Source organism: Pseudomonas sp. GM17, from assembly GCF_000282175.2.
GTDB lineage: Bacteria > Pseudomonadota > Gammaproteobacteria > Pseudomonadales > Pseudomonadaceae > Aquipseudomonas > Aquipseudomonas chlororaphis.
In genome coordinates this window covers 5967281-5993571 of the sequence record NZ_CP124732.1, presented here as the reverse complement: position 1 = coordinate 5993571, position 26291 = coordinate 5967281, and the positions used below count along the sequence as shown (strand labels likewise).

Sequence of the window (26291 nt, the reverse complement as noted above, 5' to 3'; positions counted from 1 at the left end):
GCATTTTTCACTTGTGATGCTGTCAGTTGAAGGTGAAAACTGAGCCGATACCTGTTCATTTCACCAATCGGTGCGATTATCGCCCGTCACCCAGAGGCCTGGATTGCAGTTATGAATAAGCCTGCCTTGCCTTCAATTCCGGTGTTCAAACTCTATGGGGAAAGCCTGGATTGGCCGACACCGGACCTGCTGCACTGCGAAACCATTTCCAAGCGCAGCCGCGAGCACCATTGGGAAATCAAGCCGCATCGGCATGCCGATCTCTGTCAATTACTGTTCGTGCATCGCGGCCAGGCCGAGCTTGAGATCGAAGGCCAGCGCACGTTGCTGGGGGAGTCGGCGCTGCAGATCCTGCCGGCCCTGTCGGTGCACGGCTTTCGTTTTTCCGAAGACATCGACGGTTATGTGGTGACCCTGGCGGCGCCCTTGATGGCCCATCTGCAAGCCCAGCTGGGGCATTCGGTGAATGCCCTGGCCGTGGCCGAGAGCTACCCGGCGGGCGCCGACGGCGACTACCTGAATAACCTGTTTGCCGCGTTGCAGAACGAGTACCAGGGGCGTGAGCCGGCGCGGGAAATGCTCATGCACTCGCTGGTCAGCGTGATCATGGTGTGGGTCAGCCGCCAGGCGATCCGGCGCCGCAGCGCCAGCCAGCGACCGCAGAGGGCGCGGGAGTATTTCAATGGCTATATCCAACTGGTGGAGGCCCACTATCGCGAGCATGTGAAGGTCGAGGACCTGGCGCACAAGCTGGGGATTTCCGTTTCCCACCTCAATGGCACCTGCCGTGAACTGGCGGGCCAGCCGGCTCTGCAGATCATGCATGAGCGTCAGTTGCTGGAGGCCAAGCGCCTGCTGACCTACACCAGCATGACCATCTACGAGATTTCCGACACCCTGGGGTTTTCCGATCCCACCAACTTCACCCGGTTGTTCCGCCGCCGGGTCGGGATCTCGCCCAAGGCTTTCCGCGACCGGCTGAAGGCCGATCACGAACCGTGACGCCGCGCGCCTGCATCATTTCAGGGAGTTGAGGGTCGCGTTGTGCGGGATGCACTGGTCGACGTTGCAGCTGGCGTAGACACGTGGCTGTTGCCGGGCCTGCTCGACGCGATAGGCCGCTGTTCCATACAACGCCAGGGTCGCGGTGCAGGTGACGAAAATGGCCAGGTATCTTCTTGTTTTGATGTTCATGGCAAACACCTCTGAACGAATACCCCTGCGCGTGTGGGGGTACTGTTATCAGCATAGATCAGCCATGTGGATCAGCCATGGCCGCCGGCCAGGTCGCGGGCAGCGTGTTGACGCGGTATTCAGCGGTCTTATCGGGCTTTAAAGGCCCTTGTCCCACTCCGGCTCCTCGGGGAAGCGCAGCACCAGGAAATCCAGCATGCTGCGCAGGGCCGCCGGCATGTGTTTGCGCGAGGCGTAGACCGCGTACATGTTCATTTGCCGGGGCTCTGCGTGGGGCAGCAGGCGCACCAGTTCGCCGCTGTGGATATGCACCCCGGCCTGGTAGCTGGGCAGCATGGCCACGCCAGCCCCGGCCATGGTCGCGCGCAACAGGGTGCTGGCTTCGTTGGCGCTGATATTGCCCTGCACCGGGACCGAAACCTGTTCGCCGTCCTGCTCGAAATGCCACAGGCTCTTGCCGAAATAGGAGTGGGTCAGGCAGTTGTGTTGGCTGAGTTCCTCGACGCGTTGCGGTGCCGGGTGCTCGCGCAGGTAGGCCGGCGAGGCGCAGATCACCGAGCGGCAGACCGTCAGGCGCCGGGCGATCAGGTTCGGGTCCAGGTCGTTGCTGGTGCGGATCGCCAGGTCGATGCGCTCGTCCACCAGGTTCACCGTGCGGTCGAGCATCTGCAGGTCGATGCTGACGCCGGGGTAACGCTTGACGTAGGTGGCCATGGCATCGGCCAACTGGGCCTGGCCGAACGAGGTGCTGACGCTGATGCGCAGCAAGCCGCGGGGCGCGTCGTCGGGTTCGCTGACGGCGGCCTGCATGTCCGTCGACAACTCGAGCATCTGCCGGCAGCGCGGCAGGATCTCCGTGCCCGCCGCGGTCAGGCTCAGCTTGCGGGTGGTGCGGTGCATCAGCCGGGCGCCGACCCAGTCCTCCAGTTCCGCCAGATAGCGCGAAACCACCGGCCGCGAGAGGTCCAGGTGGTCGGCGGCGGCCGACTGGCTGCCAAGGTCGACTACGGTGACGAAGACGCGCATTGCTTGAAGACGATCCATGATTTGCCCGCTTTCAGAAACAAACTATGTCCAAGCATCGCATTTTTTGTAACGAGTGCGGCAACTAAGCTTCATCTCCATCGCCACTTACCTATCGCCACCTACCCCTGGCCACTTACGGCCGACAGACCATCGGAGCTGCACATGATCGGATTCACCTCACTCAAGCGCCTGCTGCTGGCCACCGCCACCCTGGGTTTCGCCGCCCATGCCGCCGCCGTCGAGCCGGCCCTGAGCCTGGATGTGTACAACCCGGGCGCCGCGGCGATTTTCCCGGTGACCTCGGTGCTGGTCAGCGGCAAGAAGGAAGCGATCCTGGTGGATGCGCAGTTCGGCAAATCCCAGGCCGAGCAACTGGTGGAGAAGATCCGCGCCAGCGGCAAGCAATTGACCACCATCTACATCAGCCACGGTGACCCGGACTACTACTTCGGCCTGGACACCATTACCCGGGCCTTCCCCAAGGCCAAGGTCGTGGCGTCGCAGCCGACCGTCGAGCACATCAAGGCCACGGTCGACGGCAAGCTCGCATTCTGGGGCCCGAAAATGGGCGCCGACGTGCCGGCCAAGACCATTGTGCCGGGCGTGCTCAAGGGCCACAGCCTGAGCCTGGAAGGGCAGAAGCTGGACATCATCGGCCTGGACGGCAAGCAACCTGACCGTACCTTCGTCTGGATCCCGTCGATCAAGGCGGTCGTCGGTGGCGTGGTGGTCGCGGAAAACATCCATGTGTGGATGGCCGATACCCAGACCGCGCAATCCCACAAGGACTGGCTGACCACCCTGGACACCATCGCCGCGCTGAAACCCCAGACCGTGGTGCCCGGCCATTACCTGGGCGAAAGCGCCCGCTCCCTGGCTCCGGTGCATTTCACCGCCGACTACATCAAGGCCTTCGATGAAGAAACCGCCAAGGCCAAGGATTCCGCCGAACTGATCGCGGCGATGAAAAAGCGTTACCCGGACCTGGGCGAAGACAGCTCCCTGGAGCTGAGCGCCAAGGTCGCCAAGGGCGAAATGAAGTGGTGATTCGACCGTCCCCGCGCCTGGCGCGGGGGCACTCCCTGTAAGGCTTTGCGTCACTTATCGGAACTGGAGAACTGTCATGAGCAAGATCGCAATCATTGGGGCCACCGGCCGTGCCGGTAGCCAACTGCTGGAAGAAGCTCTGCGTCGTGGTCACAGCGTTACCGCGATTGCCCGTAACCCGGCGAAAATCGGCAATCGCGCCGGTGTGGTGAGCAAGGCGGTCGACGTGCTGGACGGCGCCGCGTTGCAAGCGGCGATCGCCGGTCACGATGCGGTGATCAGCGCGGCGCACTTTTCCACCATCGCGCCCAAGGCAGTGATCGAGCCGGTGAAAAAGGCCGGGGTCAAACGCCTGCTGGTGGTGGGCGGTGCCGGTTCGTTGCTGTTGCCCGACGGCAGCCGGGTGATCGATGCCGCCGGTTTTCCGGACGAATACAAGGCCGAAGCCAGTGCCGGCAGTGTGTTCCTCGATACCCTGCGCCAGGAAAAAGAGCTGGACTGGACCTTCCTGTCGCCATCGGCGGAGTTCGTCGAAGGCGAGCGCCGCGGGCAGTTCCGCCTGGGCCAGGACCACCTTCTGGTGAGCGCCGAAGGCAAGAGCTGGATCACCTTCGCCGACTTCGCCATCGCCATGATCGATGAGCTGGAAACACCGAAGCACTCCCGCCAGCGTTTCACGGTCGGTTACTGAGACATCCTGTAGCCGCTGGCGAAGGCTGCGATCGGCTGCGCAGCAGTCGTAAAACCAGATACCGCGTTTTTGCAGGTACAACGTGTTGACTGGATTACGACCGCTACGCGCTCGATCGCAGGCTGCGCCAGCGGCTACAGGGCTACAGGGCTACAGGGCTATCTGGCCCGGGCCTGTTCCACCAGCCAGTCCAGCAACGCCCGCAACTGCGGCGACGGTGCCGAGCGATCGGGGTGCACCAGGTAGTAGCCCAGCCCCGTACGGACCTTCAATTCAAATGGCATGACCAGCCGCCCGGCGCTCAGGTCTTCGCCGATCAATGCCCAATCGCCAATGGCCACTCCCGTCCCCTGGGAGGCGACCGACATCGCCAGGTCCAGGGTTTCGAAATGCTGCCCCTTGCCGATGTTGTTCAGCACCGTCCCCGAGGCTTTCAGCCAGGTATTCCAGTCATGGGTATCCAGGGTCGGGTGCAGCAGCATGTGTTGCTGCAGGTCGGCCGGGGTCTTCAGCGCTATCGCCCCGTCGAGCAATGCAGGTGAACACACCGGCGTCAGCTGTTCGTCGAACAGGTGATAGGCCCCGAGGGTGGAAGGTGGCGGGGCACCGTAAATCACCGCGGCGTCGAATTGCTCGCGGCTGAAGTCCACCCCATGCTGCACCGTGGTGGTCAGCCGCACAGGCACGTCCGGTCGCTCTTTCTGCCACTGCATCAGGCGCGGCAACAACCAGCGCATCACACAGGTGGACGCCTTGAGTTGCAGGGTGTCGCGGTTCACCCCGACCTGTTCCACCCCCTCGCTGATCAGACTGAACACCTGTTCCACCCGTGGCAGCCATTCCCGGCCTTCGGCCGTCAGGCTCAGGCCGCGGGCCTGGCGCTGGAACAAGGCATAACCCAGGTGACTCTCCAGGCCGGCGATCTGCCGGCTCACCGCACCCTGGGTGATATGCAGCTGCTCGGCCGCGTGGGTGAAGTTGCAGCAGCGCGCGGTGATCAGAAAGGTGTGCAGCGCGGGCAAGGGCGGGAGGCGTTTCATAAAGGGCCAAGGCATGACGTGAGGACATGGCGAGTATGACTTTTTATCCATTGTTCCCGCTACACGCGGCCCGTTCCAATGACGCCTTCCCCGTGCCTGGCCATGCAGCGGCCAGCCAGGCACACCGTCTCAAGCGAACAAGAAGGGCAAGACATGGCGACGTGCGGCGAAGTGTTGGTCAAGTTACTCGAAGGTTATGGCGTCGAGCAGGTCTTCGGCATTCCCGGGGTGCACACCGTCGAGCTGTATCGCGGCCTGGCCCGTTCGAGCATCCGGCATGTCACGCCGCGCCACGAGCAGGGCGCCGGTTTCATGGCCGACGGCTATGCCCGTACCAGCGGCAAGCCGGGGGTGTGCTTCATCATCACCGGCCCGGGCATGACCAACATCACCACCGCCATGGGCCAGGCCTACGCCGATTCGATTCCGATGCTGGTGATCTCCAGCGTGCAATCGCGCAGCCAGCTTGGCGGCGGCCGCGGCAAGCTGCATGAGCTACCGAACCAGGGCGCCCTGGTGGGCGGCGTGGCGGCGTTCTCCCATACCCTGATGTCCGCGGCGGAACTGCCGGGTGTGCTGGCCCGCGCCTTCGCCCTGTTCCAGGCCGGTCGCCCGCGCCCGGTGCACATCGAAATCCCCCTCGACGTGCTGGTGGAGGAGGCCGACGACCTGCTCGACAGCGAGCCGGTGAGCATTGCCCGGGCCGGTGCCGCGCCTGCCGCCATCGCGCGGATGAGCCAGCTGTTGGCGGGCGCCAGGCGTCCACTGATCCTCGCCGGCGGTGGCGCGATCAATGCCGCCGCGTCCCTGGCCCGCCTCGCCGAATCGCTCCAGGCGCCCGTGGCCCTGACCATCAATGCCAAGGGCATGCTGCCGTCGCGGCACCCGCTGCTGATCGGTTCGACCCAGTCGCTGGTGGCGACCCGCGCCCTGGTGACCGATGCCGACGTGGTCCTGGCCATCGGCACCGAGCTGGCCGAAACCGATTACGACGTGACTTTCGCTGGTGGTTTCGAGATTCCTGGCGCCCTGCTGCGCATCGACATCGATCCTGACCAGACCGTGCGCAACTATCCGCCGAAAGTGGCGTTGGTGGCCGACGCGCACAGCGCAACCGAAGCCTTGCTGGCCGAGTTGGGCAAACAACCGCTGAGCGAGCGCGACAGCGCCTGGGGCGCGGCCCGTGCCGCTGCCCTGCGTAGCGCACTGGAGCAGCAGTGGGACGCACCGACCCGGGCGCAGACCCTGTTCCTCGAAACCGTCCTGCAGGAGCTGCCGGAGATCGTCATCGTCGGCGACTCCACGCAGCCGGTGTACAGCGGCAACCTGACCTTCAACCCCGAGCGTCCGCGCCGCTGGTTCAACTCCTCGACCGGCTACGGCACCTTGGGTTATGCCTTGCCGGCGGCGATCGGCGCCTGGCTCGGTGGCGCTTCCGAACGCAAGGCCCGGGGCCCGGTGGCGTGCCTGATCGGCGACGGCGGCCTGCAGTTCACCCTGTCGGAACTGGCCTGCGCGGTGGAAGCACGCACGCCAATCATCGTGCTGCTGTGGAATAACCAGGGCTATGAAGAGATCAAGAAATACATGGTCAACCGCGACATCGAGCCGGTGGGCGTGGACATCTACACGCCGGACTTCATCGGCGTGGCCAAGGCCCTGGGCTGCGCCGCCGAGGCCATCGACAGCATCGACGGATTGCGCGATGCGTTGCGCGCGGCCAGCGATCGCCAGGGCCCGACCCTGATCGAAATCGACCAGGCTGGCTGGATGCGGGCGGTGCAGGCATGAACCCGACAAACCTGTTGAACGGCCTGTACATCGATGGCCAGTGGCATGCCGGCAGCGAGCGGTTGCCGGTGATCAATCCGTCTACCGAAGAGCCACTGGCCGTGGTCGGTGGCGGCGACCAACACAGCGTCGAGCAGGCGGTAAGTGCCGCCCAGGCCGGGCTCGCCGAGTGGGCCGCCACCTGCGGCGCCGAGCGTGGCGCGGTGTTGCGGCGGATCGCCGCCGGTGTCGCCGAGCGTCGTGAACGCCTGATGCACCTGCAGTCGAGCAACAACGGCAAGCCGCAATTCGAAGCGGCCATCGACGTCGACGACGTGATTGCTACCTTCGAGTATTACGCGGGGCTGGCCGAAGGCCTGGACGCCGCCCAGGACCGCGATGTGCCGCTGCCCAGCGATGATTTCAGCGCCCGTGTGCGGCGTGAGCCCTGTGGCGTGGTCGGCCTGATCGTGCCGTGGAATTTCCCGATGGTCACCACCGCCTGGAAGCTCGCGCCGGCCCTGGCCGCCGGTTGCAGCGTGGTGCTCAAGCCCTCGGAAGTCACCCCGCTGCCGGAACTGGAGCTGGCGGCGATCATCGCCCGGAGCGGCTTGCCCAAGGGTGTGTTCAACCTGGTCTGCGGCACCGGCCTGGCGGTGGGCGCGCCGCTGGCGGCCGATCCGCGGGTGGCGAAGATTTCCTTTACCGGCAGCAATGCGGTTGGGGTCCAGGTCATGCAGCGCGCGGCGGAGACGGTCAAGGGCGTGAGCCTGGAACTGGGTGGCAAATCTGCGCTGCTGGTGCTGGCCGATGCCGATCTCGAACTGGCGGTGGAGCTGGCCTGCGGCGGCGGTTTTTTCAACGCCGGGCAGATGTGCTCCGCCACCAGCCGGGTGCTGGTGGCCGACGAACTGGCGGACGAATTCCTCCTGCGCCTCAAGGCGCGGGCCGAGGCGATTCGGGTGGCGGACCCTTTCGATCCGGACGTGCAGATGGGCGCGCTGGTCAACCAGGCGCAATACCGGCGCGTGCTGGGCCATATCGATCGCGGGCTGAGTGTCGGGGCCAAGTTGGTATGCGGTGGCGAGCGCCCGGCGGACCGCGCGCGCGGCTTTTTTATACGGCCGACCATTTTCACCGAAGTGCCCCTCGACAGTGCGCTGTGGCGTGAGGAGATCTTTGGCCCGGTGCTCTGCGTGCGCAGTTTCGCCAGCGAGGCCGAGGCCATCGCGCTGGCCAACGACAGCGAATTCGGCCTGGTGGCCAGTGTGGTCGGCGCCGATGTGCCGAACGCCGAGCGAGTCGCCAATGCCTTGCAGGCCGGGCTGGTGTGGATCAATGCACCGCAAGTGATCTTCCCGCAGACCGCCTGGGGCGGCTACAAGCAGAGCAGCATCGGCCGCGAGCTGGGGCCTTGGGGGTTGCAGGCGTTCCAGGAGATCAAGCACGTGGTTCGCGCGCAGTAAACAGTCTTTTGGAGCGAGATGGTTCTCTGTAGGAGCGAGCTTGCTCGCGATGCGGGTCAAGGATGACGCCGTGCGACAGATAGAGCGCCGCCTTGCGGCTATCGCGAGCAAGCTCGCTCCTACAAGGGGGAGTCAGACGCTGCTGCGCAGGCGCGCCATGTCGCGCAGCGGCGGGGCGCCGAACTGGCGGCTGTATTCGCGGCTGAACTGCGAAGGGCTTTCGTAGCCGACCCGGTACCCGGCGGCGGACGCCTCCAGCCCTTCAGTCAGCATCAGGCGCCGGGCTTCCTGCAGGCGCAGTTGCTTCTGATACTGCAAGGGGCTCATGGCGGTCATGGCCTTGAAACGGTGGTGCAGGGTGGACACGCTGAGGTTCACCCCTCGCGCCAGATCGTCGATGCGCAGCGGTTGCTCGTAGTTGCCGTTCAGCCACTTGATGGCCTGGCTGACCCGGTGGCTCTGGCTGTTGGCGATGGCGATCTCATACAACCGATGGCCCTGCGGACTGCGCAACAGCCGGTAGAGAATTTCCCGACGAATCAGCGGCGCGAGCATGGCGATGTCTTTGGGCGTGTCCAGCAGGCGGGTCAGGCGCAGCACGGCGTCGAGCATCGGCGTGTCCAGGCGTTCCACATACAGGCCGCGGCCGACAGGACGGTTCGGCACCCCCAGCGGCCCGGCATCGGCGATCAGCGTGCTGATCTCGGCCGGGTCGATGTCCAGGCGCAGGGCCAGGACCGGTTCCAGCGGCGAGACATCGGCCAGGCGCCCGCTCAACGGCATGGAAACCGAGACCACCAGGTAGTTGAGCGGGTCGTAGTTGAACTCCTCGTCGGCCAGCCGTACTTCCTTGCGCCCCTGGGCCATGATGCACAGGGCCGGCTGGGCCAGCACCGAGGCGAAATCGTGGGAGTGGCTGTAGCGCGAGACGAACAGCGACTGGATCGCCGTGGCATAGCTGCCGTCTTCGCCGGTATTGCGAGCAATGATCCCGGCCAGCTCCGCCCGCTGTTTTTCCATTTCCGCATCCAGTGGCGGCTGCTGGGTTTCGAGCGATGACATGAAGGCCCCTCCGAGAAGATTGCGAATGGCCACAGCTTAAATTTGTGCAAGCGCCAGGGGTAGGCGATTCCTGCGTAAATCTTGCCTGATCCTGCCACGCGTGTGCGCGTGAGTAGAGCCGAGTCCTGTGTGCGGGCTGTCACTTGCTTGAAACAACGTTGTGGTTTTTTTCCGCTTGTCGGGCAGGATTCGGCGTTCCCGGGCAAGACTCGCAGGATTGTGCAATAGGCCGGCAGGAATCGACTAACGAGCATTACGCCGGGCGCTTAATCTTGGATCCTGTCGCAGCCCGTCCCATGGCTGCCTCGACACCACCCTGGGAGGGTCGCACATGTCCACGCATATTCCCGTCAGCCACATGGCATTCGTTCGCGCCCGCGCCGGCCGCTCAACGGAGTTGGGTGCTCGCTTGAGCAGTCTGATTGAACCATCCCGCCAGGCCACAGGTTGCCTGCAGTTCGCCTTGCAGCATTCGCAGTGCGACGCTGACCTGTGGCTGATATCCGGATTCTGGAGCAGCCAGCAGGCGATGACCGATTACTTCTGTTCGCCGGCCATGGCGATCTTCGCCGAGCTGGTCCAGGACCTGGTGGTCAACAGCCTGGATTTCCATACTTTCAGAGACGTCTCGGCGGCCCAGGCCGAAGGCGAATACGCGCAACTGAACGGGGCACCGGTACACCAACTGGCCAGCTGAGGGTTTAGAATGGCCGACTTTCCATTGGCCAGGACCAGCAACATGGCACGTAAAGAGTTTGCAGCATACGAAGCGGTTTCCGCCGTGGTTCCAGGTGAAGGGGGCTACAGCGCCGCCATCGCGGTCAAGGCCCTGGGTGGTTCAGGGGCACCGCGCTTTCACAAGGTCCTCGACGACCAGAAATTCAAGACCGCCCATGACGCCGACCAGGCTGCCGCGCAGAAGCTTGAGCAGTTGATCGACGTGACCGAAGACGGCGAACTGGCCTGGGCAACGGCCTGATCCGGGTCGCTACCTGATCTGAGCAGCTAGTTGGTTTGAGCAGCTACCTGACCGCCCCCGGGCGGAACATCTTGAACAAGGCCTCTGGCCCCAGCTGGAAATAATCCGCCGGCCCGCCGCCGCGCAGAATCGGCTCTGCCGCGGCGGTGTCGTATATCCCGTCCTTGAGCAGCCACTTGGCGATATGCACGGCGACCACTTCGCCGAGGATCAGCCAGCTGGGCACCAACTCCTGATCCGCGCGCTGCAGTTGAATGATCTGCGTGACCTTGCATTCGAAGGACACCGGGCTTTCGGCTACCCGCGGCACCGCAATCACTTTCGAGGCCACGGGCGTCAGCCCCGCCAGTTCGAACTCATTGACCTCGGCCGGCACGGCCGCGCAGCTCTGGTTCATCCGCTCGGCGAGCGGGCGGGTGGCGAGGTTCCAGGCGAACTCGCCGGTCTGCTCGATGTTGTTCAGGCTGTCTTTGCGACCGACGCTGGAGAAGCCGATGATCGGTGGAATGTAATTGAAAGCGTTGAAAAAACTGTAGGGCGCCAGGTTCAGCCGACCTTGCTGGTCCTGGGAGGAGATCCAGCCGATCGGGCGAGGGCCGACGATGGCGTTGAACGGATCGTGGGGCAGGCCGTGGCCCTGGGCGGGTTCGTAGTAATGGATGTCTTCGGACATGATGGGCTCTTGCGCGGACAAAGAGGGAAGGCCGCCATAGTGCAAGCCATTGAAAGTGAATGCCAGCCTTGCGGCGTGCGGTTTTCCCCGGGCCATAAACAACTAAGCCCGGCCGAAGCCGGGCTGCGGGGCATCCCTGAGGGTTAGCCGATGGCGGCGGCAGTCCCGGTGCGATCGAAGCCGTCGGCAGCGATTGCGCCTGCGGTACCGGTGTGGTCGAAGCCGTCGGCAGCGATTGCGTCAGCGGTGCCGGTGTGGTCGAAACCATCGGAAGCGATTGCGCCTGCGGTACCGGTGTGGTCGAAGCTGTCGGCAGCGATTGCGTCAGCGGTGCCGGTGTGGTCGAAACCATCGGAAGCGATTGCGCCTGCGGTACCGGTGTGGTCGAAGCCATCGGAGGCGATAGCGTCAGCGGTACCGGTGCGATCGAAACCGTCGGAAGCCAGGCTGGCGCTGGCCGAGCTGCCCGAGGTGAAAGTAGCCGAGCCGGTGCGGTCGTAACCATCGGCGGCAAAGGTATTGGCAGCCAGTACGGAAAGGGTCAGGGCGAGGATCAGTTTGCTTTTCATGAGGGTCACTCCAGGTTCGGTGAGTTTTGTGCAGTGGGTGTGAAATGGATACTACGCCAGTTAATTTGATTAAAAAGCGCAAATAAATGCTTAAAAATATCGAATTAATAGATGCTTGTGGCGTCAAGAATCACTGCATAAGGCCTCTTGCCTGCTTCTGCCGCGTTTGACGCGCCGACACCGATTTCGATGGAGGCAGAGTGAGGGCTGGGCATTAACCGGTCATTAACCTGCCCGCACCACTGAAAAAACCTGCTCAACGGTTTTTTCATACACCCCTTACCTATTTTTCACCGCTCGCCCCGCAGCCTTCGCTCCCACATAGAAGTCCAAGACGGACCGTCTTCACTCGAGCCCTGGAGCACTGCAACGAATGAATAAACTCCCTCAGATCACCCTGGCGTTCTGGGTCATGAAAATCTGCGCGACGACCCTCGGGGAAACCGCCGGCGACTTGCTGTCGATGACCCTGAATGTCGGCTACGCCATCAGCTCGATGATCCTGATCAGCGTGTTCCTGCTGACCCTGGTCACCCAGCTGTTTTCGAAAACCTACAACCCGGTGCTGTACTGGATTGTGATCCTCTCCACCAGCACCGCCGGCACCACCATGTCGGACTTCATGGACCGCACCCTGGGCCTGGGTTACGCCACCGGCTCGGCGATCCTGATCGCGATCCTGCTGGCGATCTTCGCGGTCTGGCGCCTGAGCGGAGATTCGCTCAACGTCAACAAGATCCAGACCCTGCGCGGCGAGCTGTTCTATTGGCTGGCGATCCTGTTTTCCAACACCCTGGGCACGGCGCTGGGGGACTACCTGGCGGACGACTCGGGGTTGGGTTTTGCCGGCGGCGCACTGCTGATCGGCTCGACCATCGCCCTGGTGGTCGTGCTCAAGTACTGCACCCGGATCTCCTCGGTACTGTTGTTCTGGGTGGCGTTCGTGCTGACCCGGCCGTTCGGCGCGACCCTGGGCGACTTCCTGACCAAGCCCCTGGAAAAGGGCGGCCTGGACTTCGGCACTATCGGTTCGTCGGCGGTATTGGCGGGGATTCTGCTGGTGATGATTGCCGGGGCTTCGTACTACAAGAACCGTAGCGAGCGGCAGGTGGCAGCTGAATTGGGGTGATGATCCGCGCATCGCGTTGCGGTTATCGCGGGCAAGCCCCGCTTCTGTAGGAGCGAGGCTTGCCCGCGATAGGCTTTACCTGATGACACCACAGCGCGAGGGCCTTGCACCCTCGCGCTTTTTTTTGCCGGTCAGTCAGTCTCGATCCGCGAGTGTTTGCGCGTATCTTTCATGGTGATGTAGACCAGCAGCGACACGGCGATGCAGGCGGTGACATACCAGTAGTAACCGGTTTCCATGCCGACGCTCTTGAACCACAGCGCGATGTATTCGGCGGTGCCACCGAAGATCGATACGGTCAGCGCGTAGGGCAGGCCCACGCCCAGGGCGCGGATCTCGGTCGGGAACAGCTCGGCCTTGACCACCGCGTTGATCGAGGTATAGCCGCTGACGATGATCAGCGCCGCCATGATCAGGAAGAACGCGCCCCACCAGCTCTGGACGGTGTGCAGGGTGGTGAGGATCGGCACGGTGAAAAGGGTACCGAGGATGCCGAAGGCGATCAGGATCGGACGGCGGCCGATCTTGTCCGACAGCGCGCCGACCACCGGTTGCAGGCACATGAACAGGAACAGGGTTGCTGCGGAAATGGTGGTGGAGTCGGAGATGCTCATGCCGACGGTGTTCACCAGGTATTTCTGCATGTAGGTGGTGTAGGTGTAGAAGGCCAGGGTGCCGCCCATGGTCAGGCCGACCACGGTCATCAGCTCTTTCGGATGACGCATCAGGGTGCGCATCAGGCTTTCTTTCGGCTTTTCCTTCTTCTTGGTGAAGGACTCGGTTTCTTCCATGCCACGACGCAGGTACAGCGCGACGATCGCGCACAGGGCGCCGATGCCGAACGGAATGCGCCAGCCCCAGGATTGCAGCTCTTCGGTGGTCAGCACGTTCTGCAGCACGATCAGGACCGCCAGGGCGATGAGCTGGCCGGAGATCAGGGTCACGTACTGGAAGCTGGAGAAGAAGCCCCGACGTTCCTTGGTCGCCATCTCGCTGAGGTAGGTGGCCGAGGTGCCATATTCGCCGCCGACCGACAGGCCCTGCATCAGGCGCGCCAGGACCAGCAGGATCGGGGCGCCGACGCCAATGGTCTCGTAGCCGGAGTCAGGGCGATGATCAGCGAGCCGAAGCACATCAGCAGCACCGAGGCCATCAACGCGGCCTTGCGGCCCTTGCGGTCAGCGTAGAGCCCCATCAGCCAGCCGCCGATCGGACGCATCAGGAAGCCCACGGCGAAGATCGCGGCGGTGTTCAGCAGTTGCGCGGTGGTGTCGCCCTTGGGGAAGAAGACTTTGGCGAAGTACAGGGAGAAGGCGGCGTAGACGTACCAGTCGTACCACTCGACCATGTTGCCGACCGAACCGCTGAAGATCGATTTCAGGCGGCTGGCGGTGGTCTTTTCTTTGGCAGGCGCAGCTGCCGACCCAAGAGGCAGGGTTTGCGAGTTATCCATGACGGATCCTTCATTTAATTGTTTTTGTGGAGCGCGCCGAAACGCAGCCTGCTGGAGCTATAGCAGGAGCTGTGCCAGGAGCCGAAAGGCCCGGTTTAGAAGGGTCTGGAGATTTTAATGAGCGGAAATCCGCTCATTGCTGGAAGGGAGTAAGCGGAAAGCCGCCGACTTGCCCGCGAAGACGTCAGAATGAACGACACAGCCCTTGAGCTTCACTCCTCCCCAAGAAACATCTCCCGCGCCAGCCCATGGCGCTGCATCTTTTCATTGAAGGTGCGGCGCGGCAGTTGCAGCTCAACGAGCACCGCCTTGATGTCGCCCTTGTGCCGGGTCAGCGCGGCCCGCAGGCATTGCGCCTCGAAAGCTTCCTGCTGCGCCGCGAGGGACTGGCCGGGGTCGATGGTTTCCGGCTCGGGCTCGCCCAGGCCAAGCACCTGGCGTTCGGCGACGTTGGCCAGTTCGCGCACGTTGCCCGGCCAGTCGTGGCTCAGCAGGCGGCTCAACTGCGCCCCGCTCAGGGGCGCGACGCTACGGCCCAGGCGCTCGGCGGCGGCGTGGGCGAAATGTTCGTACAGCAGCGGGATGTCCTCGCGCCGCTCGCGCAGCGGCGGCAGGCGCAGTTGCGCGACGTTCAGGCGGTAGGCCAGGTCTTCGCGAAAACGCCCGGCGCGGGCTTCGTCCAGCAGGTCCGGCTTGGTCGCGGCAATGATCCGCAGGTCCACCTCGATGCTCTGGTTGGACCCTAGGCGTTCGAGCTTCTGTTCCTGCAGCACCCGCAGCAGCTTGACCTGCTGGGCCAGCGGCATGCTTTCGATCTCGTCGAGGAACAGGGTGCCGCCGTCGGCGTATTCCAGCTTGCCGATGCGCTTGCCCTGGGCGCCGGTAAAGGCGCCGCTTTCATGGCCGAACAGTTCGGCTTCGAACAGTTGCTCGGGGATCGCCGCGCAGTTCAGGGCGACAAAAGGTTTGTCGGCGCGCGGCCCGAAGTCGTGCAGGCAGCGGGCGACCAGTTCCTTGCCGCTGCCGGTCTCGCCGCGGATCAATACGTTGACCGGCAGCGCGGCCAGGTCGACCACCTGGCGCCGCAGGGTCTGCAAGGCGCGGGACACGCCGAGCAGGGTGGAGTCGATTTTCTCCCGGGTATCGGCCTGTTCGTGCAGGCGTCGGTTCTCCAGGACCAGGCCGCGTTTGTCCAGGGCCCGGCGCAGGCTGCTCAGCAGGGTTTGCGGGCTGAAGGGTTTTTCTAGGAAGTCGTAGGCGCCGTCGCGCATCGCTTCCACCGCCATCGGCACGTCGCCGTGGCCGGTCAGCAGGATCACCGGCAGGTCGGCGTCGCGCTGCTGCACTTCTTTGAGCAGCTCCAGGCCACTGATGCCGGGCATACGCACGTCGCTGAGGATCACCCCGGGGAAGTCCCTGGGCAACCGGGCCAGGCAGTCCTCGGCGCGACTGAACAGCTGCACCGCGAAGCCCGACAGGTTCAGCCATTGTTCGACGGCGGTGCGAATACTGGCTTCGTCGTCGACCAGCATCACCGAATTCAACATGGGATATGTGCCTCCAGGTCGATGGGCAGGCTCAGGGTGAAGATCGCGCCCTGGCCTTGATTGCCGGCGCTCAGGCGCCCGCCCAGTTCGTGGACGATAGCGTAGGACACCGCCAGGCCGAGGCCCAGGCCGTCGCCCACCGGCTTGGTGGTGAAGAACGGATCGAAGACGTTCGGCAGGTGTTCTTCGGCGATGCCGCCACCGCTGTCGATGACGCTCAGGCTCCACAGCTGCTGGTCGGCTTCGAGGCGGATTTCCAGGTGCTTGAGGGGCTTGTCGCGCATGGCGTCCAGGGCGTTGCGCAGCAGGTTGATCAGCACCTGCTCCAGGCGTATGGCATCGCCGCGGACCCAGGCCGGGCGCATCAGTTGCAGGTGTGTGTCGATCTGTTCGTCGCGCAGCCGGGTGTCCAGCAGTTGCAGGGCCTGATCCACCACCGCCGCCAGGTCCAGGCGTTCGCGCAGGCCGCTGGGGCTTTTGCGGGCGAAGGTTTTCAGGTGGCCGGTGAGGCTGGCCATGCGGGTCAGCATATCGTCCAGCGGTTTCAGGGCCTGGTAGGCCTCGTCGATCCGCCCGTGATCGAGCAGCAGGCGCAGGGTGGCCAGCTGCATGCGCTGGGTGGTCAGCGGTTGGTTGATTTCATGGGCCAGGGCTGCGGACATCTGCCCCAGGGCCGCCAGCTTGGCCGATTGCACCAGGCCGTCCTGGGCGGTACGCAGGTCGCGGGTGCGCTCCTCGACCAGGCGTTCGAGCTCCTCGCGGCTGCGCTGGCGCAGCCTGGCCAGGCGCCAGCGCTGGTTGAGGAACAGCAGCAGGAATACCAGGGTCAGCCAGGCGCCAGCCGCGGCCAGGCCGGCATTGCGGCGGTCCTCAAAAGCGATCTGCGGGCGGCGCAGCAAATGCAGGGTCCAGCCTTCGGTGGCCAGGGGCAGGGATTCCCACAGGTAGTCGACGCTGCCGTCCGGGCCCTCGACCCGGGTCAGCGTACTGTCGTCGTCAAAGCGTCGCAGCGGCCGGTGTTCGAGCGGCGTCAGCCGTTGCTTGTCGTATTGCCGGGTGGCCTGGAGTTCGGCGCGGTCGCTGTCCGACAACGGGCGCAGCTGGCGATAACGCCAGCCCGGCTGGTTGGCGATGAACACGATGCCCCGGGCATCGCTGACCAGCAGGGTGTCGCTGCCCTGGCTCCATTCGCGCTCCAGTTCGGGGAACTCCAGTTTCACCACCATGGCGCCGAGGAACTGCTCCTGCTCGCCCTTGACCGCGCTGGAGAGGAAATAACCGGGAATGCCGCTGGTGACGCCCACCGCATAGAAGCGTCCGCTGCCCTGGCTGCGGGTCTGGCTGAAGTAGGGGCGAAAACCGTAGTTGTGCCCGACATAGCTGCTGGGCAGGCGCCAGTTGCTGGCGGCCACGGCGAGGCCGGTGTGGTCCAGCAGTTCCAGGGTCGAGGAGCGGGCGGCGCCGTTGATTTGTTCCAGTTTGCGGTTCAGGGCGTCCTGCTGTTGCGGGCCGACCGGGCCCTTGAGTGCCGAGCGCAGTTCCGGGTCCAGCGCCAGCACGGCGGGCAGGGCGCGGTAACGCTCGATCAGGGTATGCAGGGAGTTGGCATACAGCGCCAGTTGCTCGCTGGCGCGGGCGGCATCGTCCTCCAGAGCCTGGCGCTCGGCATGGCGCATGGCGAAGGTCGCGCTGACCATGGCGCCGGCGAGAATCACCAGGGTATAGAAGGTCAAGCGCAGCGGGCGGGAGATCTGGACCATGAGTCAAGGGCAGGCTGAAAGGGGGCAGGAAAGATAACACGCCTGTCCGAGGCTTCGTTGATCGTGGACAGTCCTTGCCCGGCCAGGCATGAAAAAGGCGGCGCTGCTCATCGAGCAACGCCGCCTTGGGTAACAGCAAGCAGCGCTTACTGCACTTCTACCGCCAGGCTTTCACTGATCTTTTTCTGCCAGATGGCAGGACCGGTGATGTGCACCGACTCGCCTTTGCTGTCGACCGCGACAGTGACCGGCATGTCTTTGACTTCGAACTCGTAGATCGCTTCCATGCCCAGTTCGGCAAAGGCCAGGACCTTGGACTTCTTGATCGCCTGGGCTACCAGGTAGGCAGCGCCGCCGACGGCCATCAGGTACACGGCCTTGCTGTCCTTGATCGCTTCGATCGCGGTCGGGCCGCGCTCGGACTTGCCGATCATGCCCAGCAGGCCAGTCTGCTCGAGGATCTGGCGGGTGAACTTGTCCATCCGCGTCGCGGTGGTCGGGCCAGCCGGGCCAACCACTTCGTCACCGACCGGATCGACCGGGCCGACGTAGTAGATGAAGCGACCCTTGAGGTCCACCGGCAGGGTTTCGCCCTTGTTCAGCATCTCGACCATGCGCTTGTGCGCGGCGTCGCGACCGGTGAGCATCTTGCCGTTGAGCAGGACGGTTTCGCCCGGCTTCCAGCTCTGCACTTCTTCCGGGGTCAGGGTGTCGAGGTTGACGCGACGGGCCGACGGACCGGCTTCCCAGACGATTTCCGGGTAGGCGTCCAGAGGTGGCGCTTCCAGGGACGCAGGGCCCGAGCCGTCGAGCACGAAGTGCGCGTGACGGGTCGCGGCGCAGTTCGGGATCATGCACACCGGCAGGGAAGCGGCGTGGGTCGGGTAGTCCATGATCTTCACGTCGAGCACGGTGGTCAGGCCGCCCAGGCCCTGGGCGCCGATGCCCAGCTGGTTGACCTTCTCGAACAGCTCCAGGCGCATCTCTTCGATACGGTTCTGTGGGCCGCGGGCCTTCAGCTCATGGATGTCGATGGATTCCATCAACACTTCCTTGGCCATCACCGCGGCTTTCTCAGCGGTGCCGCCGATGCCGATGCCGAGCATGCCCGGCGGGCACCAGCCGGCGCCCATGGTCGGAACGGTTTTCAGCACCCAGTCGACGATCGAGTCGGACGGGTTGAGCATGGCCATCTTCGACTTGTTCTCGGAGCCGCCGCCCTTGGCCGCCACGTCCACTTCCACGGTGTTGCCGGGAACGATGGAGTAGTGGATGACCGCCGGGGTGTTGTCCTTGGTGTTTTTACGAGCGCCCGCCGGGTCGGCGAGGATCGAGGCCCGCAGGACGTTTTCCGGCAGGTTGTAAGCGCGACGCACGCCTTCGTTGATCATGTCGTCCAGGCTCATGGTCGCGCCGTCCCAGCGCACGTCCATGCCCACGCGTACGAATACGGTGACGATACCGGTGTCCTGGCAGATCGGGCGGTGGCCGGTGGCACACATGCGCGAGTTGATCAGGATCTGCGCCATGGAGTCACGGGCCGCTGGCGATTCTTCGCGCAGGTAGGCTTCGTGCATCGCCTGGATGAAGTCCACGGGGTGGTAGTAGGAAATGAATTGCAGGGCGTCGGCAACGCTCTGAATCAGGTCGTCTTGCTTGATCACGGTCATGAGTCGCGCTCCTCTAAAAGACGGGAACATTTAATAAGGTGCTTGCAGCTTGGGTGCATCGGTCGGTTGCAAGCACCTTCAAGGCACGCCGGACACACTGGCGCGACGCTAAAAAGGCGCGGCAGTATACCGCGCCTCGGAGCCGGGCACACGCGCCGGCAGTCAAACCAAAGTCGCATGCCGGGGATGCGCCAGTCGGGGGATGGCGCCAGGCATGACGGTGGGCGCGGCCCCGGGCCGGATGGCGCTGGGCGGGAACAAAAATGGGATAGTTATTTTTTGGCGACACCACTAAAGTGGCAAGTGGCCTGTAGGGTAGGAAACTCTTTAAAGCCCCCTTTCGCATGGTGAGTCAACGATTGACCCATAACGCTATCCAGAGTCTTTTACTCAAGCGCTTCGTTCTTGCGGCGGGTACCTATGGACTGGCGTTGCTGCTGCTCTGGCTGGCCATTTTCAGTGGCTACTATTCGGCGCCGGTGCATTCGGCGCTGATCGATACCGGCCTGGTGGTGCTGAGCCAGGCGCTGCTGTTCTGGCTGTTTGTCTCCGGGCGCAACCTGCGCTTTCGCGACCCGAGCCTGACCGAGATCCAGATACTCCTGGCCATCGGCTGGCAGACATGGCTGCTGGCCCACCTCGATACGGCGCGCGGCACCTTCCTGGTGTTCTATCTGTTGACGCTGCTGTTCGGCCTGTTCCACCTTCCGCGCCGGGCCTTCGTGCGGTGCGCCCTGTGTATTTTCATCGGCTTTGCCGGAATCACGCTGTGGGACGGCTACCACTTCCGGCTGGCCGATCCGATGCTCGCCGTCCTGCAGGTGTGCGTGCTGTTCGCGGTGCTGATCTGGCTGTGCCTGTACGCCAGCTATGTGCAGACTTCCCGGCAGCGCATGCGGCAACGGCGCTTCGCCTTGCAGGCGCACCAGGACACCTTGCGCGGCATGATGCGACAACTGGAGGATCTGGTTGCCACCGACGAACTGACCGGCCTGTACAATCGACGGCATTTCCTGCGGCTGGCGTCGCGTGAACTGCACACGATGAGCCTGGAGCAGATGCATGGCCTGGCGCTGATCGACCTCGATCACTTCAAGCGGATCAACGACGTGCACGGCCATGCCGCCGGCGATCAGGTGCTGCAGGCGTTCGCCGCCGTAGCCAGCGCCTGTCTGCGCGATGGCGATGTATTGGCCCGCTACGGCGGCGAGGAGTTTGTCATGTTGTTGCCCGATTGCGATCCCGAACGCCTGACCTCCTGCTGCGAGCGTCTGCGCGTGGCCTTTATGGACGCCCAGTTGATCGGGGTCGAGGTGCCTGGCCTGAGCCTGTCCGTGGGGATGACCCTGGTGGAGCTGGGCGACGACCTGGACGATGCCCTGCAACGTGCCGACCAGGCGCTGTATCGGGCCAAGCGCGACGGACGCAATCGCTGCGCCGCGGCCTGGGAAAATATCGATGCCTGAGCTGCGTGTCGGTGAGCGGCAGTGGTCGGTGGTCGCGGGCAGCAATCTGCTGGATGCCTTGAATCAGGCCGGCGTGGCGGTGCCTTACAGCTGCCGCGCCGGCAGTTGCCATGCTTGCCTGGTGCACTGTGTCGAGGGCCTGCCCAGCGACAGCCGGCCCGATGCCTTGAGCGACGATCAGCGCCAGCGCGGCTGGCGGCTGGCCTGTCAGTGTCAGGTGGTGGAAGACCTGCGGGTCGAAACCTACGACCCGCTGCGCGATGGCGCGCCGGCCGAGGTGGTCGGTGTGGACTGGCTGTCGGCCACAGTGCTGCGCCTGCGTTTGCAGCCGGAGCGCAACCTGCGTTATCAGGCCGGCCAGCACTTGGTGCTGTGGACGGCTTCCGGCGTGGCGCGGCCGTATTCGCTGGCGAGCTTGCCTGGCGAAGACCGCTTTCTCGAATTCCATCTCGATTGCCGCCAGCCCGGCGAGTTCAGCGACGCGGCGCGCCAGCTCAAGCCCGGCGATGGGTTGCGCCTGGGCGAGTTGCGCGGCGGGGCGCTGCACTACGACCCGGACTGGCAAACCCGGCCATTGTGGCTGCTGGCGGCGGGCACCGGGCTGGGGCCCTTGTTCGGCATCCTGCGCGAGGCTTTGCGCCAGGATCATCAGGGCGACATCCGCGTCATTCACCTGGCCCATGACGCCAGCGAACATTACCTGGCCAAGCCCCTGGCGGCGCTGGCGGCGAGCCACGCCAACCTCAGTGTCGAGCTGTTGACCGCGACCGAGCTGCCAGCGGCTTTGGCACAACTGCGGCTTGTTTCGCGGCAAACCCAGGCTTTACTCTGCGGGCACCCCGACAGCGTCGATGCTTTCGCCCGACGCTTGTACCTGGCGGGGCTGCCGCGCAATCAACTGCTGGCCGACGTATTCCTGCCCCGTGGCTGAGCGCTGATCCGTCCTGAGCGAGACCACCCATGACCGATACCATCCTGCTTGAACGCGAGGGCGGGCTGCTGACCCTGCGCCTGAATCGCCCGGACAAGAAAAATGCCCTGACCCGGGCCATGTACAGCCAGCTGGCCGAAGGGCTGCGGCAAGCCGACGCCGACCCTGAGGTCCGCGCGGTACTGCTCAGCGGCAGCAGCGATTGCTTTACCGCCGGCAACGACATTGCCGACTTCCTCCGGCAACCACCTACCGGTCTCGACAGTCCGGTCTTCCAGTTCATGCTCAGCCTGTTCGAGTGCCGCAAGCCGGTGGTCGCCGCGGTCGCCGGGCCGGCCGTGGGGATTGGCACCACCCTGCTGCTGCATTGCGACCTGGTGTACGTCAGCCGCGATGCCCGGTTGCGCATGCCTTTCGTCAATCTCGGTTTGTGCCCCGAGTTCGGTTCCAGCCTGATCCTGCCGCGCTTGCTCGGGCAGGCCAGGGCCGCCGAACTGTTGCTGCTGGGCGAAGGTTTCAGCGGTGAACAGGCTGCGCAGTGGGGGATTGCCAACCTGGCCTTGGCCGATGGCGCGGCGACCCTGGACAAGGCCCGGGAGATGGCGCTGCGTTTCGAGAAGCTAGCGCCGCAGGCGGTGCAGATCAGCAAGCAGCTGATGCGCACGCCCGATCGCGAACAGCTGCGCAAGGTGATCGAGGAGGAGGGCGCCCTGTTCACCCAGCGCCTGCATTCGCCGGAAGCACTGGCTGCCTTGTCGGGCTTTTTCGCTAAAAGCTGAAATCGGCACCGTTCGTGTCGCCGCTACCGGAGGCTGCGATCGATTTGGGCGGCATTCCGACGAAGGGGGCGTAAGGTCTCAAGATCGCTGAAGGCCTGGCGGCAGCGGCTACAGGTTCGTGAGTTCCATAAATGTGCCCCTATGAAAAAGCCCCGCAGTCTTCACTGCGGGGCTCTTTATTGTTGCGTCAGGGGACTCAGACCATCGGGTCGCCAACGTGCAGGATCTTCATGCCGTTGGTGCCGCCGGTGGTGTGGTAGCTGTCGCCCTTGGTCAGGATCACCCAGTCGCCTTTCTTCACGACGCCGCGCTTGACCAGCTCGTCGATGGCCTTCTGGCTGACTTCGCTTGGCGGCAGGGACGCCGGGTCGAACGGGATGGTGTAGACGCCACGGAACATCGCGGTGCGGGCCTGGGCTTCGCGGTGCGGGGTGAACGCGTAGATCGGTACCGAGGAACGGATACGCGACATGATCAGCGGGGTGTAGCCGCTTTCAGTCAAGGCGATGATCGCCTTCACGCCCGGGAAGTGGTTGGCGGTGTACATGGTGGCCAGGGCGATGCTCTCGTCGCAGCGCTCGAAGGTCTTGCCGATGCGGTGGCTGGAGGTCTTGCTGGTCGGGTGCTTTTCCGCGCCGATGCAGATGCGGTCCATGGCCTGGACGGCTTCGAGCGGGTAGGCGCCGGCGGCGGATTCGGCCGAGAGCATCACGGCGTCGGTGTAGTCGAGCACGGCGTTGGCCACGTCGGACACTTCGGCGCGGGTCGGCATCGGGTTCTGGATCATCGACTCCATCATCTGGGTTGCGACGATCACCGCCTTGTTGTGGCGACGGGCGTGCAGAATGATTTTCTTCTGGATGCCCACCAGCTCGGCGTCGCCGATTTCCACGCCCAGGTCGCCACGGGCCACCATCACGGCGTCGGAGGCCTTGATCAGGCCGTCGAGGGTTTCGTCGTTGGCCACGGCTTCGGCGCGCTCGATCTTCGCCACCAGCCAGGCGGTGCCGCCGGCCTCGTCGCGCAGTTGGCGGGCGTATTCCATGTCAGCGGCGTCGCGCGGGAAGGACACGGCCAGGTAGTCCAGGTCCATGGCCGCGGCCAGCTTGATGTCGGCCTTGTCTTTTTCGGTCAGGGCTGGAGCGGTCAGGCCACCACCGCGACGGTTGATGCCTTTGTGGTCCGACAGCGGGCCGCCGATGGTCACGGTGCAATGCAGTTCGGTGCTGGTGGCGGTGTCGACGCGCATCACCACGCGGCCGTCGTCGAGCAGCAGTTCGTCGCCCACGCCGCAGTCCTTGACCAGGTCCGGATAGTCGATGCCGACGATGTCCTGGGTACCTTCGGTCAGCGGGTGGCTGGTGGAGAAGGTGAACTTGTCACCGATCTTCAGCTCGATGCGCTTGTTGGCGAATTTGGCGATACGGATCTTCGGGCCTTGCAGGTCACCCAGCAGCGCGACGAAGCGCCCATGCTTGGCGGCCAGGTCACGCACCAGCTTGGCGCGAGCCTTGTGCTCGTCCGGGGTGCCGTGGGAGAAGTTCAGGCGGGCGACGTCCAGGCCAGCCAGAATCAGCTGTTCGAGAACTTCCGGCGAGTTACTGGCCGGGCCAAGGGTAGCGACGATTTTGGTACGACGGACGGACATGCAAAGACTCCTGAGTTCAAGCGCAACGAGAGGCTACTATGGTCCGCAGCTGTAGTCATTGTTCGTTTGCACTACTTATTCGTTTGTTTCTTTAAACGAACATTCCTGAAGATTTTCCAACTCGGGTCGATAACGTGCACAAGACAGGAGAACCCCCATGCGATTCGTGCTCATTGCTGCCCTGGCCGTCAGTGTTGTCGGCTGTACCCGCTGGTCGATGGACCATCATCTGAATACCGCCTACCGCGCCTACGACGCCGGCAACTGTGAACGGGTGATGCTCGAACTGAGCCAAGTCGACCGCACGAGTCGCTCGCGCCCTTATATCCAGCCTGAAGTATCGATGCTGCGCGGACAGTGCCTGGAGCGGCAGAAGCTGTTCCTCGATGCCGCGCAGACCTACCAGTACATCATCACCGAACATCCGAACAGCGAGTACGCCTACCGCGCCCGCGCGCGCCTGGAAACCCTGCAGCAACTGGGTCATTACCCTTTGCGCAACAGCGCTCAGGCGCGTCCGACCGCGTTGTAATATTCGTCATCAGGCTATTGCTGATCTCGCGTGAGCCTTGAGCTAACATCTGTGGGCCTGTTTTAGAGTATTGTTTCTAAAATGGGCCGGCCGGGGCCGACAGTCCTCGGCGCGACGATGCGCAATGACCTTCCTAAATAGCGATGCATGACATGTTCACGGACCGGCGGATCGAGCGGCACCAGTTGCCGTGTTTTTTGAAAGTCTTCAATCGGCTGACCGATCGACCCATCGGTTATCTGGGCAACGTTTCCGAAGATGGCTTTATGTTGATCAGCCAGTTGCCGATGCTGATCGGCGCCGATTTCGAGTTGCGCCTGCAGGTTCCCGGCCGCGACGGCCAGCTGCAACCGATCGAGATCACCGCCTCCTGCCGTTGGTGCCATGAAGATGTCACGCCCCATCATTACGACACCGGCTTCGTGCTGCTGCGTTCGCCTCCCGAGTACCGCGAGCTGGTGACGGCCTTGCGCAGCTACTTCAGTTTCTACCCGGTGCAGACCTCCGCCTGACCGCTACAGCGTCCCGGCCTTTTTCCAGCTGAGGTAACGGGTCACCAGTTCCGCCCCCAGTTCACCCGGCCGCACATCGAGCAGGGCAACGCCCTGGGCGCTCAGGCGTTCATGCAGGTCGGTGCGGGCATTCAGGTAATTGATCGTGCCGCAGTAGGTCAGGGCATCGGGCAGGTTGTGCACCGGCGCCTGGCGCAACTGATCGAGGACTTCCTCGCGCAGGCTGGCCACCAAGACCCGGTGCTGGCGCCCGAGGCGCTTGACCGCGGTTAGCAGTTCCTCGTCGTCCTCGTCCCGCAGGTTGGTCACCAGCACTACCAGGGCCCGGCGTTTCTGTCGGGCCAGCAGCTCGCTGGCGGCGGCCTGGAAGTCGGCGCAGCGCTGGCTGCTGTCCAGGTCGTAGACAGTGTTGAGCAAGGCGCTCAACTGGCCCGCGCCCTTGACCGGCGCCAGATAGCGGCGGCGTTCGCCGGCAAAGGTGCAGAGGCCTACCGCGTCGCCCTGGCGCAAGGCGACATAACTGAGCAGCAGGCAGGCGTTGAGCGCGTGGTCGAAATGCGCCAGTTCGCCGTCCTGGCTGCGCATGCGCCGTCCGCAGTCGAGCATGAAGACGATCTGCTGGTCGCGTTCGTCCTGGTACTCGCGGGCAATCGGCGTGCGTTGCCGGGCGGTGGCTTTCCAGTCGATCTGGCGCAGGCTGTCGCCCTCGCGAAACTCACGTAGTTGGTTGAACTCCAGGCCCAGGCCACGACGCGGCTGTTGCCGCACGCCGATCTGGTTCAGCCAGTTGTCGACGGCCAGCAGCCGGGCGCCGTAGAGGCGGGCGAAATCCGGGTAGACGCGCGTGCTGTCGTCGAGCTTCAGCAGCCGACGCGCCGACCACAGGCCCAGCGGGCTGGGCAGGCTGACCTCGCAGCGCTCGAAGTTGAAATGACCGCGCTTGAGCGGGCGCACCCGATAACCCAGTTCCTGCGACTGGCCCGGCTCCAGGAGCAGCGACTGCGGCAGGTATTCGAAGCCCAGGCCATCGGGCACATGATCGAACAGCTCCAGGGTCAGCGGCTGGGTAAAGTCGTGGCGAACCTCTAGGCGCACTTCGCTCCAGCGCCCCAGGGGCAGGCTGCCGGGCAACTGGCGTCGGAGCTGGGGCGAAGGCAGGCGCCTGAGCCGGAAGGCGTCCAGCACGGCCAGCAGCAACAGGGCCAGGAGCAGGCCCCAGGCGATCGCTTGCAGGCTGGCCGCGACCGCCAGGCCGTAGGCACGCGCGGCGCCGAGCAGCACGTCCAGCGCCAGCAATACGCCGAGCCAGGTCAGAAACAGGCGTGAGGGTTTCATTGCTTTGGCGGG

The 26291-nt window shown here is 64.2% G+C and carries 24 protein-coding genes and 1 pseudogene; 13 read left to right on the top strand and 12 right to left on the bottom strand.

Annotated features, from left to right (window positions below; all coding sequences use genetic code 11):
* The first annotated feature begins 111 nt into the window (after nucleotides 1-111).
* Nucleotides 112-1002 (top strand): helix-turn-helix domain-containing protein, encoded by an 891-nt coding sequence (locus PMI20_RS26745; RefSeq protein ID WP_007929780.1) that lies wholly within the window; start codon nucleotides 112-114, stop codon nucleotides 1000-1002.
* 15 nt (nucleotides 1003-1017) lie between these two features.
* Here PMI20_RS26745 and PMI20_RS26740 read toward each other — a convergent pair whose 3' ends face one another.
* Both PMI20_RS26740 and PMI20_RS26735 read right to left on the bottom strand, forming a co-directional pair.
* Nucleotides 1018-1194, bottom strand: coding sequence for a hypothetical protein (locus PMI20_RS26740; protein WP_007929787.1), 177 nt, complete (start codon nucleotides 1192-1194; stop codon nucleotides 1018-1020).
* A gap of 138 nt (nucleotides 1195-1332) precedes the next feature.
* Nucleotides 1333-2238 carry a LysR family transcriptional regulator gene (locus tag PMI20_RS26735; protein ID WP_037035534.1) on the bottom strand — a complete coding sequence of 302 codons (906 nt, stop codon included), beginning with the start codon at nucleotides 2236-2238 and terminating at the stop codon, nucleotides 1333-1335.
* Nucleotides 2239-2382: 144 nt separating this feature from the next.
* On the opposite strand from PMI20_RS26735, the gene PMI20_RS26730 reads away from it, so the two are divergent.
* Both PMI20_RS26730 and PMI20_RS26725 read left to right on the top strand, forming a co-directional pair.
* The gene (locus PMI20_RS26730) at nucleotides 2383-3267 is read left to right on the top strand and encodes an MBL fold metallo-hydrolase (RefSeq protein WP_007929792.1); all 885 of its coding nucleotides are present in this window, start codon (nucleotides 2383-2385) and stop codon (nucleotides 3265-3267) included.
* A 76-nt stretch (nucleotides 3268-3343) separates the two neighbouring features.
* Entirely contained in the window at nucleotides 3344-3958 is a 615-nt protein-coding gene (locus tag PMI20_RS26725; RefSeq protein ID WP_007929793.1) for an NAD(P)-dependent oxidoreductase, read from the top strand.
* Nucleotides 3959-4116: 158 nt separating this feature from the next.
* Here the strand turns inward: PMI20_RS26725 and PMI20_RS26720 are convergent, their stop codons facing one another.
* On the bottom strand, nucleotides 4117-4998 hold the full coding sequence (locus tag PMI20_RS26720) for a LysR substrate-binding domain-containing protein (protein WP_007931235.1): 882 nt from the start codon (nucleotides 4996-4998) through the stop codon (nucleotides 4117-4119).
* A gap of 153 nt (nucleotides 4999-5151) precedes the next feature.
* Here PMI20_RS26720 and PMI20_RS26715 point away from each other — a divergent pair, with 153 nt between their 5' ends.
* Entirely contained in the window at nucleotides 5152-6789 is a 1638-nt protein-coding gene (locus tag PMI20_RS26715) for a 5-guanidino-2-oxopentanoate decarboxylase (protein ID WP_007931233.1), read from the top strand.
* Nucleotides 6786-8234 (top strand): aldehyde dehydrogenase family protein, encoded by a 1449-nt coding sequence (locus PMI20_RS26710; RefSeq protein WP_007931231.1) that lies wholly within the window; start codon nucleotides 6786-6788, stop codon nucleotides 8232-8234. The genes PMI20_RS26715 and PMI20_RS26710 overlap by 4 nt, the downstream gene beginning before the upstream one ends.
* A gap of 132 nt (nucleotides 8235-8366) precedes the next feature.
* On the opposite strand, the gene PMI20_RS26705 is transcribed toward PMI20_RS26710, so the two are convergent.
* Nucleotides 8367-9296 (bottom strand): AraC family transcriptional regulator, encoded by a 930-nt coding sequence (locus tag PMI20_RS26705; RefSeq protein ID WP_007931230.1) that lies wholly within the window; start codon nucleotides 9294-9296, stop codon nucleotides 8367-8369.
* 331 nt (nucleotides 9297-9627) lie between these two features.
* Here PMI20_RS26705 and PMI20_RS26700 point away from each other — a divergent pair, with 331 nt between their 5' ends.
* Both PMI20_RS26700 and PMI20_RS26695 read left to right on the top strand, forming a co-directional pair.
* Nucleotides 9628-9993 (top strand): antibiotic biosynthesis monooxygenase family protein, encoded by a 366-nt coding sequence (locus PMI20_RS26700; protein ID WP_007931229.1) that lies wholly within the window; start codon nucleotides 9628-9630, stop codon nucleotides 9991-9993.
* A gap of 9 nt (nucleotides 9994-10002) precedes the next feature.
* On the top strand, nucleotides 10003-10275 hold the full coding sequence (locus PMI20_RS26695; protein WP_037035873.1) for a hypothetical protein: 273 nt from the start codon (nucleotides 10003-10005) through the stop codon (nucleotides 10273-10275).
* Nucleotides 10276-10318: 43 nt separating this feature from the next.
* Here the strand turns inward: PMI20_RS26695 and PMI20_RS26690 are convergent, their stop codons facing one another.
* Nucleotides 10319-10948: a flavin reductase family protein gene (locus PMI20_RS26690; RefSeq protein WP_007931227.1), complete on the bottom strand. Its 630-nt coding sequence runs from the start codon at nucleotides 10946-10948 to the stop codon at nucleotides 10319-10321.
* Nucleotides 10949-11091: 143 nt separating this feature from the next.
* Nucleotides 11092-11517 (bottom strand): hypothetical protein, encoded by a 426-nt coding sequence (locus tag PMI20_RS26685; protein WP_007931225.1) that lies wholly within the window; start codon nucleotides 11515-11517, stop codon nucleotides 11092-11094.
* A gap of 373 nt (nucleotides 11518-11890) precedes the next feature.
* On the opposite strand from PMI20_RS26685, the gene PMI20_RS26680 reads away from it, so the two are divergent.
* Entirely contained in the window at nucleotides 11891-12646 is a 756-nt protein-coding gene (locus PMI20_RS26680) for a COG4705 family protein (protein ID WP_007931223.1), read from the top strand.
* A gap of 131 nt (nucleotides 12647-12777) precedes the next feature.
* Here PMI20_RS26680 and PMI20_RS26675 read toward each other — a convergent pair.
* From PMI20_RS26675 to PMI20_RS26660, 4 genes and pseudogenes are all read right to left on the bottom strand, one after another.
* Nucleotides 12778-14099: pseudogene (locus PMI20_RS26675) on the bottom strand (MFS transporter).
* A gap of 212 nt (nucleotides 14100-14311) precedes the next feature.
* Entirely contained in the window at nucleotides 14312-15646 is a 1335-nt protein-coding gene (mifR, locus tag PMI20_RS26670) for a two-component system response regulator MifR (RefSeq protein WP_007931200.1), read from the bottom strand.
* A complete protein-coding gene (locus tag PMI20_RS26665) occupies nucleotides 15640-17406 on the bottom strand; it encodes a sensor histidine kinase (protein ID WP_007931198.1) in 1767 nt (588 codons plus the stop codon). The genes mifR and PMI20_RS26665 overlap by 7 nt, the downstream gene beginning before the upstream one ends.
* Before the next feature lie 146 nt (nucleotides 17407-17552).
* A complete protein-coding gene (locus PMI20_RS26660) occupies nucleotides 17553-19076 on the bottom strand; it encodes a fumarate hydratase (protein WP_007931196.1) in 1524 nt (507 codons plus the stop codon).
* Between the two features lie 359 nt (nucleotides 19077-19435).
* Here PMI20_RS26660 and PMI20_RS26655 point away from each other — a divergent pair, with 359 nt between their 5' ends.
* From PMI20_RS26655 to PMI20_RS26645, 3 genes are read left to right on the top strand one after another with little or no spacing between them, the layout of a single operon-like run.
* Entirely contained in the window at nucleotides 19436-20542 is a 1107-nt protein-coding gene (locus tag PMI20_RS26655; RefSeq protein ID WP_037035869.1) for a GGDEF domain-containing protein, read from the top strand.
* A complete protein-coding gene (locus tag PMI20_RS26650) occupies nucleotides 20535-21473 on the top strand; it encodes an iron-sulfur-binding ferredoxin reductase (RefSeq protein WP_007931193.1) in 939 nt (312 codons plus the stop codon). The genes PMI20_RS26655 and PMI20_RS26650 overlap by 8 nt, the downstream gene beginning before the upstream one ends.
* Before the next feature lie 29 nt (nucleotides 21474-21502).
* Nucleotides 21503-22252, top strand: a complete 750-nt coding sequence (locus PMI20_RS26645) for an enoyl-CoA hydratase-related protein (protein ID WP_007931192.1) — start codon at nucleotides 21503-21505, stop codon at nucleotides 22250-22252.
* Nucleotides 22253-22448: 196 nt separating this feature from the next.
* Here PMI20_RS26645 and pyk read toward each other — a convergent pair whose 3' ends face one another.
* Nucleotides 22449-23900: a pyruvate kinase gene (gene pyk / locus PMI20_RS26640; protein WP_007931191.1), complete on the bottom strand. Its 1452-nt coding sequence runs from the start codon at nucleotides 23898-23900 to the stop codon at nucleotides 22449-22451.
* 157 nt (nucleotides 23901-24057) lie between these two features.
* On the opposite strand from pyk, the gene PMI20_RS26635 reads away from it, so the two are divergent.
* Both PMI20_RS26635 and PMI20_RS26630 read left to right on the top strand, forming a co-directional pair.
* On the top strand, nucleotides 24058-24432 hold the full coding sequence (locus PMI20_RS26635; RefSeq protein WP_007931190.1) for a hypothetical protein: 375 nt from the start codon (nucleotides 24058-24060) through the stop codon (nucleotides 24430-24432).
* Between the two features lie 152 nt (nucleotides 24433-24584).
* Entirely contained in the window at nucleotides 24585-24944 is a 360-nt protein-coding gene (locus tag PMI20_RS26630) for a PilZ domain-containing protein (RefSeq protein ID WP_037035875.1), read from the top strand.
* Between the two features lie 3 nt (nucleotides 24945-24947).
* Here PMI20_RS26630 and PMI20_RS26625 read toward each other — a convergent pair whose 3' ends face one another.
* The gene (locus tag PMI20_RS26625) at nucleotides 24948-26279 is read right to left on the bottom strand and encodes a DUF58 domain-containing protein (RefSeq protein WP_007931181.1); all 1332 of its coding nucleotides are present in this window, start codon (nucleotides 26277-26279) and stop codon (nucleotides 24948-24950) included.
* Nucleotides 26280-26291: the final 12 nt, after the last annotated feature.